The sequence below is a fragment of the uncultured Fibrobacter sp. genome (genome assembly GCF_946062555.1).
Lineage (GTDB): Bacteria > Fibrobacterota > Fibrobacteria > Fibrobacterales > Fibrobacteraceae > Fibrobacter.
Genome location: NZ_CAMGVQ010000095.1, coordinates 1 through 8,085, shown reverse-complemented (window position 1 = coordinate 8,085; position 8,085 = coordinate 1). Strand labels below are relative to the sequence as shown.

Annotated in this window: 9 protein-coding genes; 2 read left to right on the top strand and 7 right to left on the bottom strand. The window is 51.5% G+C overall.

The genetic code is table 11. The features are described 5' to 3' along the window. From Q0P86_RS16010 to Q0P86_RS15990, 5 genes are all read right to left on the bottom strand, one after another. Positions 1 to 225 (bottom strand): hypothetical protein (locus Q0P86_RS16010; protein ID WP_295040848.1); only part of this gene is annotated, 225 nt, incomplete at its 3' end. Positions 226 to 523: 298 nt separating this feature from the next. Further along, positions 524 to 1,273 (bottom strand): 3-methyl-2-oxobutanoate hydroxymethyltransferase, encoded by a 750-nt coding sequence (panB, locus tag Q0P86_RS16005; protein WP_290991418.1) that lies wholly within the window; start codon positions 1,271 to 1,273, stop codon positions 524 to 526. Then, entirely contained in the window at positions 1,252 to 2,016 is a 765-nt protein-coding gene (gene recO, locus Q0P86_RS16000; RefSeq protein WP_295040846.1) for a DNA repair protein RecO, read from the bottom strand. Before recO ends, panB begins: the two co-directional genes overlap by 22 nt. Positions 2,017 to 2,090: 74 nt before the next feature. Further along, complete coding sequence (locus tag Q0P86_RS15995) at positions 2,091 to 2,447, bottom strand: histidine triad nucleotide-binding protein (protein ID WP_072980399.1); 357 nt, start codon at positions 2,445 to 2,447, stop codon at positions 2,091 to 2,093. 30 nt (positions 2,448 to 2,477) lie between these two features. Beyond that, positions 2,478 to 3,812 carry an efflux RND transporter periplasmic adaptor subunit gene (locus Q0P86_RS15990; RefSeq protein ID WP_295040844.1) on the bottom strand — a complete coding sequence of 445 codons (1,335 nt, stop codon included), beginning with the start codon at positions 3,810 to 3,812 and terminating at the stop codon, positions 2,478 to 2,480. A 217-nt stretch (positions 3,813 to 4,029) separates the two neighbouring features. Here Q0P86_RS15990 and Q0P86_RS15985 point away from each other — a divergent pair, with 217 nt between their 5' ends. After that, complete coding sequence (locus Q0P86_RS15985) at positions 4,030 to 4,932, top strand: cation diffusion facilitator family transporter (RefSeq protein WP_290991410.1); 903 nt, start codon at positions 4,030 to 4,032, stop codon at positions 4,930 to 4,932. Between the two features lie 36 nt (positions 4,933 to 4,968). Then, complete coding sequence (locus Q0P86_RS15980; RefSeq protein WP_295040842.1) at positions 4,969 to 6,444, top strand: pitrilysin family protein; 1,476 nt, start codon at positions 4,969 to 4,971, stop codon at positions 6,442 to 6,444. Positions 6,445 to 6,493: 49 nt separating this feature from the next. Here the strand turns inward: Q0P86_RS15980 and Q0P86_RS15975 are convergent, their stop codons facing one another. Then, positions 6,494 to 7,405 carry a hypothetical protein gene (locus Q0P86_RS15975; protein WP_294113559.1) on the bottom strand — a complete coding sequence of 304 codons (912 nt, stop codon included), beginning with the start codon at positions 7,403 to 7,405 and terminating at the stop codon, positions 6,494 to 6,496. A 387-nt stretch (positions 7,406 to 7,792) separates the two neighbouring features. After that, positions 7,793 to 8,085: hypothetical protein (locus Q0P86_RS15970; RefSeq protein ID WP_295040841.1), on the bottom strand; the 293-nt coding region annotated here is incomplete at its 5' end.

Here is an 8,085-nt window from a genome sequence, read left to right as displayed (position 1 = left end):
GACCGGCTTCTTGGCAGCGACCGGCTTCTTTGCAGCGACCGGCTTCTTTGCAGCGACCGGCTTCTTTGCAGCGGCCGGCTTCTTTGCAGCGGCCGGCTTCTTGGCAGCGGCCGGCTTCTTGGCAGCGGCCGGCTTCTTGGCAGCAGCGAGTTTCTTAGCAGCAGCGGGCTTCTTTGCAGCAGCCGGCTTCTTTGTAGCAGTCTTTGTAGCAGTCTTTGTAGCCATTTTTTCTTCCTTATGGTTATGTTGTGAATTATCTGTGCATAAAATAACTTATTTTCACAAATAATCAACACTTTTTTTCAAAAAAAATAAAAAAATTTCATTTTTTACAAAAAAAATGATTATAGAAAGAATATTTTTCGGTGAACAATGTTGAAATTAATTTGTTCAAAGTTCAAAAAATCACGCAGGCCACCACTTTGTCAACAAAAAAAATTCCCGAAAAAAATCGGGAACCCTTCTGTCAAGAAAAAGATTTCAAGTCGTAACTTGAAGAATATCAAATAGATACGAGCGAACTTTATCTATTCGGATTCTGCACACTGTCGATATATTTCTTAAATCCTTCAACACCGAGGCTGAACATATCCACGAACTTCGTTGCGAACGGAGGCAACTTGCGCTGGTGCATACCCAGGGCGTCGTGCATCACGAGCACTTGGCCGTCCGTAAACTTACCGCCGCCAATACCGATCGTCACCGCGTTCACCATGCCGGTAATCTTGGTACCGAGCTCTTCGGGAATGTGTTCCAGCACCATCTCGAAACAACCCAGGTCGTCTACGTACTTGGCCGCCTCGATAATTGCAGCCGCTTCTTCTTCGGTGCGGCCCTTCTGCTTAAAGTTTTCGGACGTCTGCGGCAAAAGTCCAAGGTGAGCGCAAATAGGAATGTCGTGGCTCAGCAAATATTCGTGCACGCCCGCGGGGGTGCCCTCAATTTTGACACAAGAAGCTCCCACATCCATAAAGCGGCGTGCGTTATCGTATGCCGTTTGCGGGTCCTTGTCGCTCAAATAGGGCATGTCGGCCACCACGTGGGTGTTCGGAGCCCCGCGGCAAACCGCGGCCACAAAAATCAGCATCTCGTTCATGCCAATTTCGCGGGTACTCTTGTAGCCGAGCATGGTGTTTGCAAGGCTGTCGCCTACCAAAATCTGGTCCACACCTGCCGCCTCTGCCATCTGGGCAAAAGCATAGTCGTAGGCGGTAATCATCGAAACTTTTTCGCCTTTAGCTTTCTTGTTCTTTATGTCGATTGGGCTGAGCATAACTTACGAACCTCCTGTAGCCATGAAAGGGAATGGATTTCTTTCAGGAATCCGATGTGATTGCGTAGATAAGATAGCAAAGCATTCTCCACAAAAACGCGACCGTTCAGATTTTGGGGAGCATCAAGGCCGTTTTTTTCACATAGATATAACTCCCAAAGGCCTTTCAGCGTTTCCTGGCGCGCCCTTGCGCTCTGCACACCCAAGCAATGTCTGCAAAGAAGCGCTCCCGTTTCAGGGAAAAAATCTGCCGCCGGTTCAACAAGCGGCTTCTCGCAGCGGCTGCATACACCCAGTTCCAGATGGTATCCCCACAGGTCGCTGATATCGAGCAGCCACTTGGCAAAGACACCCTCAGCAGGAGTCGACCGGTCAAGCTGCGAAATCGCACTATCCAGCAGGGCGAATTCATCTGGCAAGGGCACGCCTTGAGGGGCGTAACGCAAGACGATTTCGGCCATGACCTGGGCTACAGCAAGCTCCATAAGGGAGGCCCGCAAGGTTTCTCTCCAGTTGATAATCGAGGCTTCCTTGATAAACTGCAGTTCCGCCGAAGGATTCTGCCGGAAAACCACCTCCGACAACGTCAGCGGATCAAGCGCCCCCTTGAACGGGGATTCCTTTCGTTTTGCGCCCTTGACAATAAAGCTCACCACGCCACACTCTTCCGTAAGCGCTTTCACGATAAAGCTAGAGTCGCTGTACGCAAACCGGTGCAACGTAATGCAACGAGATTTAATCATAAGTTCGGATTTCAGAATTCGGATTTCGGAATCTTTTGAAAATCAACTCTGAAATCTGAACTCTGAATTCTGAATTAAGTGTTGGGGAACGGGGGCCAGCCCATCACCTGTCCACCAAGCACGTGCAGGTGAATGTGGAACACCGTCTGGCCAGCGTCGGCCTTGCAGTTGAATACGAAACGAGCACCAGATTCTTCGATACCGAGCTCCTTGGCAATGAGCTGGGCGCGGTAAAGCATCTTGCCTACCAGTTCGCAGTCGGAAGGCTGCATGTCCATGATGGTCGAAATGTGGCGCTTGGGCACTACCAAAAAGTGCACCGGGGCCTGCGGGGCAATATCGTAGAAAGCAAAGACGTCATCGTCTTCGTAGATTTTCTTGGAAGGGATTTCACCCTTGATGATTTTACAGAAAAGGCAATTTTCACTCATAATGATTATAAGGTAGTAAAAATGTACCTGTTATTTTTTCTTGCGGCCCGGAGGCGTAGGCATAAGGGGGCTACTTGCCGCAGGCTTTTCCTTGGTGGCGGCCACGGTTTCTTGGCTAACGACCACGGAATCTCCCACAGAAAGGCCCTTGAGAATCTGGATGTTCACGCCATCACTGATGCCGGTCTTGACTGGGCGAGGGGCGGCCATGCCATCGATGCTTACCCACACCAGGTTGCCGCTCGGCTTTTTGCCGTCAGCGCGCTTCCTGAAAGACTTGAGGAAACTGCCGGGAGGCGGGAGATTACCCTTTTTGAAGTCGCCTTTCGGGACATCGCCAGCGTTAAAATCCGCATTGGCGAGGCCATCTTTCACGGAGGAACTGTCGTCAGATTCGTGCGGTGGGCGCATTCCCTTGGGCGGTTCTGCCATCGGGGTGCCGTCGGCGGGCGTGAACTTGAGCGCCTTCACCGGAATCGCGATAGCGTCGGTTATTTCCTGGGTCACGATGGTGCAGGTCGCCGTCATTCCCGGGAGCAGCTTCTGTTCCGGATTTTCGGCGGTAATCACGACAGTATAAGTCACCACGTTGCTTGTGATCGTGGGGTTCAGACGGACTTCCTGCACGATACCATTAAAGGTGTCACTCTGATAAGCATCAACCGTAAAGGAGACCTTCTGGCCCTGCTTGACCTGCCCGATATCGGCTTCGTCCACATCGGCCATCACCTTCATCTGGCTCAAGTCCCTGGCGATCACAAATAAAGTAGGAGTGCTCATGGAGGCGGCCACCGTCTGGCCGACTTCTACCGCACGCTTCAGGACTACGCCGTCGATGGGGCTCTTGATGGTCGCGTAGCTCAAGTTGAGGCGAGCCTGGTTGACTTCGTTCTGGCTGCGTTCCACGGAGAGTTTCGCCGAATTCATATTGTATTCAGTAGTTTCGAGTTCCACGGCACTGGCGGAATTACTTTCGGCAAGTTTCTTGATGCGATTGTAGGTCGATTCCTTGTACTTAAAATCGTTTTCAGCCGACTTGTAGGCGATTTCGGCCTGCGTAAGCGTGGCCTTCAGCTTGGACTTGTCGAGTTCGGCAATGACCTGTCCCTTCTTGACCTTGGAATTGAAATCGACGTTGATTTTCGCGATGTCACCCGACACCTGCGTGCCGACTTCCACCTGGTCGACGGGTTCCAACGTACCAGTCGCCGAAATCGTTGTCGAAATCGTAGTCTGCGTGACCTTCACGCTTACGAGCGGGCCTGCGGCATTTTCAGCACTCGCCGAAAAAAAGAACATCTTGACGCCATAAGCGATAGCGCCAAGAATCACGAGGATGATGAAGATTTTCAAGAATTTTTTCATAAACGCAACCTAAAAATAGAAAGTCTCGCCCTTTTTCGAATAATTAGATGCGCTTGAACGACAAAAGGCTGCCTATTCGCAAGAGTTTATTCCCATTTTTTTTATATTATATCCAAGATCCTTCAACTATGCCCTACAGGCTACGCTCAGGATGACACTTCAGTCATTCTTTCGTCTCTCGTCTGTAGGACCGAAGGTCCGTTCTTTCGTCTAAACTATGACACGCATCGCAAAAAAAGATGATTCCGCAGAGGTCCGCCGCGTCACTTGGGTGGGGCTCGGCTGGAACGTAGCCTTGTCGGTAGGCAAGTTTTTAGCAGGCTATTTTGGCGGGTCTCAGGCACTTATCGCCGACGCCATTCATAGCGCATCTGATTTTATCACGGACATAGCGATTATCGTAGGCGCCCGTTTCTGGAATTCGCCGCCCGACGCGAAGCACCCGTATGGGCACAGGCGTTTCGAGACTCTGATTTCGGTCGGAATCGGACTTGCTGTTTGCGCCGTGGGCCTCGGGCTCGGTTACAATGCCGTCGTGGCTCTCATAAACGGCGAGCAGTCGCACCCCGAATGGATTGCGGCGATCATGGCAGCAGTTTCAATCATCGTGAAAGAGGCGCTTTTCCGCTACACCCGGGCGAAAGGTCGCGCCATACGCAGCGAGGCCGTCGAAGCAAACGCTTGGCACCATAGGAGCGACGCCTACAGTTCCATACCGGTCTTGATTGCAGTCTTGTTCGGGATTCTTTGTCCGACGCTTTGGTTTGCAGACTCCGTAGGCGCGATTATCGTTTCTGTATTCATTCTGCATTCGGGCTTTGAAATTGCATGGCCGGGAATCCATCGTGTGGCAGACGAAGGCGCAAGCGCCGAAGTGGCCCAAAAGCTAAAGGATATTGCACTCGCCTGTCCGAACGTAATTAGCATTCACGGGTTCCGCACGCGTTACGTGGGTTCTGATTTACATGTAGATTTGCACGTCGTTGTCCCTGCCGACATGACGCTCTTGGCCGCACACGACCTGGCCGAAGAAGTAGAACGCCGTATGATCGAGGCGGGAGAAAACGTAGTCGACGCGCTTGTGCACATCGACCCGTACGACGAAAGAAAAGTGAAATAAGTAGAGATCCTTTTTGATTTTACTAAATTCAAACTTATGAAAACATTCGCAAGAAAAATTTCCAGCCTTGTAGCATGTATCGCGGGAGCATTGATGTTTGTGACTCCGGCGGAGGCCCAAGTCAACCTGACAGTACACAAGGAAGTTTTGCCCAACGGGCTCACGGTGCTTCTGCATCCGAATAAGCAGGCCCCCACGGTAAGTTGCCGTCTGTTCTACGTGACGGGTTCCGTGCACGAAGTTCCGGGAAAATCGGGTCTTGCACACATTTTGGAACATGAACTTTTCAAGGGCACAAAGAAAGTCGGCATAACCGACAGCATTGCCGACGCCAAGTTTATGGCCACTCAAGATAGCCTGCAAGCCTTGATCCGCCCGGCAATTCTGGCGGGCGACACGGCAACAGTCAAGAAACTCTCCGCCGAACACGATTCCGTGGTGAACGAACACCGCAAGATTTTTGTGAAGGACGAACTTTGGAGCGCTTACCAGGCCGCCGGTGGCACAGGTCTGAACGCCTTCACCAGCGATCTCATGACCGCCTATATCGTGACGCTTCCGAAGAACAAGATTGAACTTTTCATGTGGCTCGAAGCAGACCGTATGCAGAACGCCGTGCTGCGCGAGTTCTATTCCGAACGCATGGTCGTGCGCGAAGAACGCCGCATGCGCTACGACGACAAGCCAACAGGCCGGTTCATCGAGACACTCAATTCCATGATTTACGAGGCTTTCCCGTACCGCGTGCCGACAATCGGCTGGCCAAGCGATATCATGAACTTGACGCGCGAAATGGCCGACGAACATTACCGCAAGTATTACAAGCCGCGCAACGCGATCCTTGTACTTGCAGGCGACCTCGACACGACCGCAACCATGGAAATGGTCAAGAAATACTTTGGCCCGATTCCGACCGGCGAAGCGTTCCCGCCACTCACGATTCGTGACCCCGAACAGGCCGGCGAAAAACGGCTAACGGTCACACGTCCCGATGCCCCAAACATGTATGCATTGACCTTCAAGACACCTGAAGTCGGCGACAGCATTCTTTATCCGCTCGACATTGCCGAGGGTGTCTTGAACGGCCGCTCCGGCAGGCTCTACAAGCGCCTGGTACAAGAAGAAAAACTTGCCGTGAGCGTGAGTGCCAGCAACAGCCCGAACAAGTACATTTCGGAATTCGGTGTCACCGTGAACATACGGCCAGATGCAGACCCAGCGAAAGTCGAAAAAATCGTGTGGGAAGAACTCGAAAAGCTCAAGACCGAACCCGTGACCGAACGAGATTTTCAGAAGGTCAAGAACCGCGCCTACGCCGGGCTCGTACGCAGCCTGACCGATATGGAAAATGTGGCGACCATGCTCGCCTGGTACGAAATGTTCGGCGATTACCGCATCTTCCTGAATTGGGCTGACCGGCTCAATAAAGTTTCTGCTGCAGACGTTCAGACCGCAGCCCAGAAGACTTTCGTAAAAGAAAAGTCTGTCGCGGGATTTCTTCTTAAAAAATAAATTTCACTAAAAACACAAGCAAATAAGCCGGAACTCGTCCGGCATATCATTACTGTGCGAACTTCGCAATTTCTTGCCCGATTTCGCGGGCTTTTTGCGGATTTTCGTTGTAGATGGCGTCAATCTTTTGACAGCCCAGTTCTAGCAGTTTGCGAGCCATCGACGAATCACGCTTCTCGCGCAAGTCACGGAGCGCAAGGTCTATCAGCTTGACATCAGCCTGAACCGGATAGCCCTTCATAAATTCGTAGAACAGCTTAATTTGTTCGTTATACTGTTCTTCAGTTTCGAGCGCAAGCAAGAACGGAATCACGCGCGTATTCAGGAGCTTGCCTAAATCGCCCATGAAGGTGTTCAATGTAAGCCCCTTCGGGAACAATTCTTCGGAATCATTCTGCAAGTCTTCGGTATCCATGAATGCGCCCGACTCGATTTGTTCCAAAGCATCGTTCAAGAAATCCATTTCTTTTTTGCGAGCCTGTTCGCGGAAACGCGCCTGGTAATAAATCGGGAGCGTCGTGAGGCAAAAGTGAGCTTGCCCCGCACCAATGAACTCACCGATATAATAGATATCGGCATCCTCGGCGAGAATGTCTTCTTCGCGGGTAAAGTTACCGATTTTCGCCGGAATCGGGATGACTTCCATACTCGAAAGTTCATGCAGGCGTTCGCGCATCTGTTCCACATCCATATCGGACGGGAGTTCCACGCCATCGGCCTGCATCGATTCCAACATATCGTTGATTTTGTCATCGACAGCTCGGTCAAGCGCCTTCTTGCTAGGTACGCGCGGTGAGAACATGCGGAAATCACCTTCCAGCGCCAAGAGCCCGTTCTTGATCATGTCATCGAACGGTGTGCCGCTATCCCGTTCGTCCGGGTTCGGCAAAATCTTGGCGTAGGCAATCATGCGCCCGCACAGGTTGTCGTCATTTCCTTTTTTCTGTTCAATACCTAACATACAGGGAGCAATATAGTAAAAGTAGGAAGTAGACAGAAGACAGTGTGAGGTGCGAGGTGTGAGGCGTGAGGTGTGAAGTGTGAAGTGCGAGGTGTGGGGTGTGAAGTGTGAAGTGTGAGGTGTGGGGGGTGAGGTGTGGGGTGTGGGGTGTGAGGTGCGAGTTTTATAAAAAAGGGGCAAGTCTGCCCCTCGTTCACACTTCGTTGTTCACTACCCCATCGAGTCGGGGCTTTCTTATTTTATTGGCGTTCCCCCTGCGGGGTCGGGCTATACTCGCTTCGCTCACGGAGCCTCGCACTTGTCATCCCCGCGAAGGCGGGGATCTCCATTGCGCGTCTCCGCCCTATCGGGTCACTATCCCTAACGCGAAACGCAATCAAGGAAGGTTTATTTTACATCGAACATTTTCATCGGCAGCAAATGCCTTTGCTTTGCCCTTAGCACTTCAAGTACAACTGTACTTTCACCGCCCTGGGGAACATTCGTCTTTATAGTCACCTTTTTGAGAGTTCCCGGCAGCGGACATGAATTGTCGCAGTATTCGAATTCACTTACCGAATTGGCTCCGTTCACAACCACATTCATCTTCATCACGCGCTTATTCTTCTGCGAGTAATAAAGCGTCGGCTTGGACGGGTCCTTAGGAGTAATCTTCCAGAGGTTCCCTTCGGCGACAGGAT

Bases quoted from the DNA above. Each gene is read 5' to 3' on its own strand.
- panB (WP_290991418.1), bottom strand. From the start codon at position 1,273: ATGCTCAGCCCAATCGACATAAAGAACAAGAAAGCTAAAGGCGAAAAA.
- recO (WP_295040846.1), bottom strand. From the start codon at position 2,016: ATGATTAAATCTCGTTGCATTACGTTGCACCGGTTTGCGTACAGCGAC.
- Q0P86_RS15995 (WP_072980399.1), bottom strand. From the start codon at position 2,447: ATGAGTGAAAATTGCCTTTTCTGTAAAATCATCAAGGGTGAAATCCCT.
- Q0P86_RS15990 (WP_295040844.1), bottom strand. From the start codon at position 3,812: ATGAAAAAATTCTTGAAAATCTTCATCATCCTCGTGATTCTTGGCGCT.
- Q0P86_RS15985 (WP_290991410.1), top strand. From the start codon at position 4,030: ATGACACGCATCGCAAAAAAAGATGATTCCGCAGAGGTCCGCCGCGTC.
- Q0P86_RS15980 (WP_295040842.1), top strand. From the start codon at position 4,969: ATGAAAACATTCGCAAGAAAAATTTCCAGCCTTGTAGCATGTATCGCG.
- Q0P86_RS15975 (WP_294113559.1), bottom strand. From the start codon at position 7,405: ATGTTAGGTATTGAACAGAAAAAAGGAAATGACGACAACCTGTGCGGG.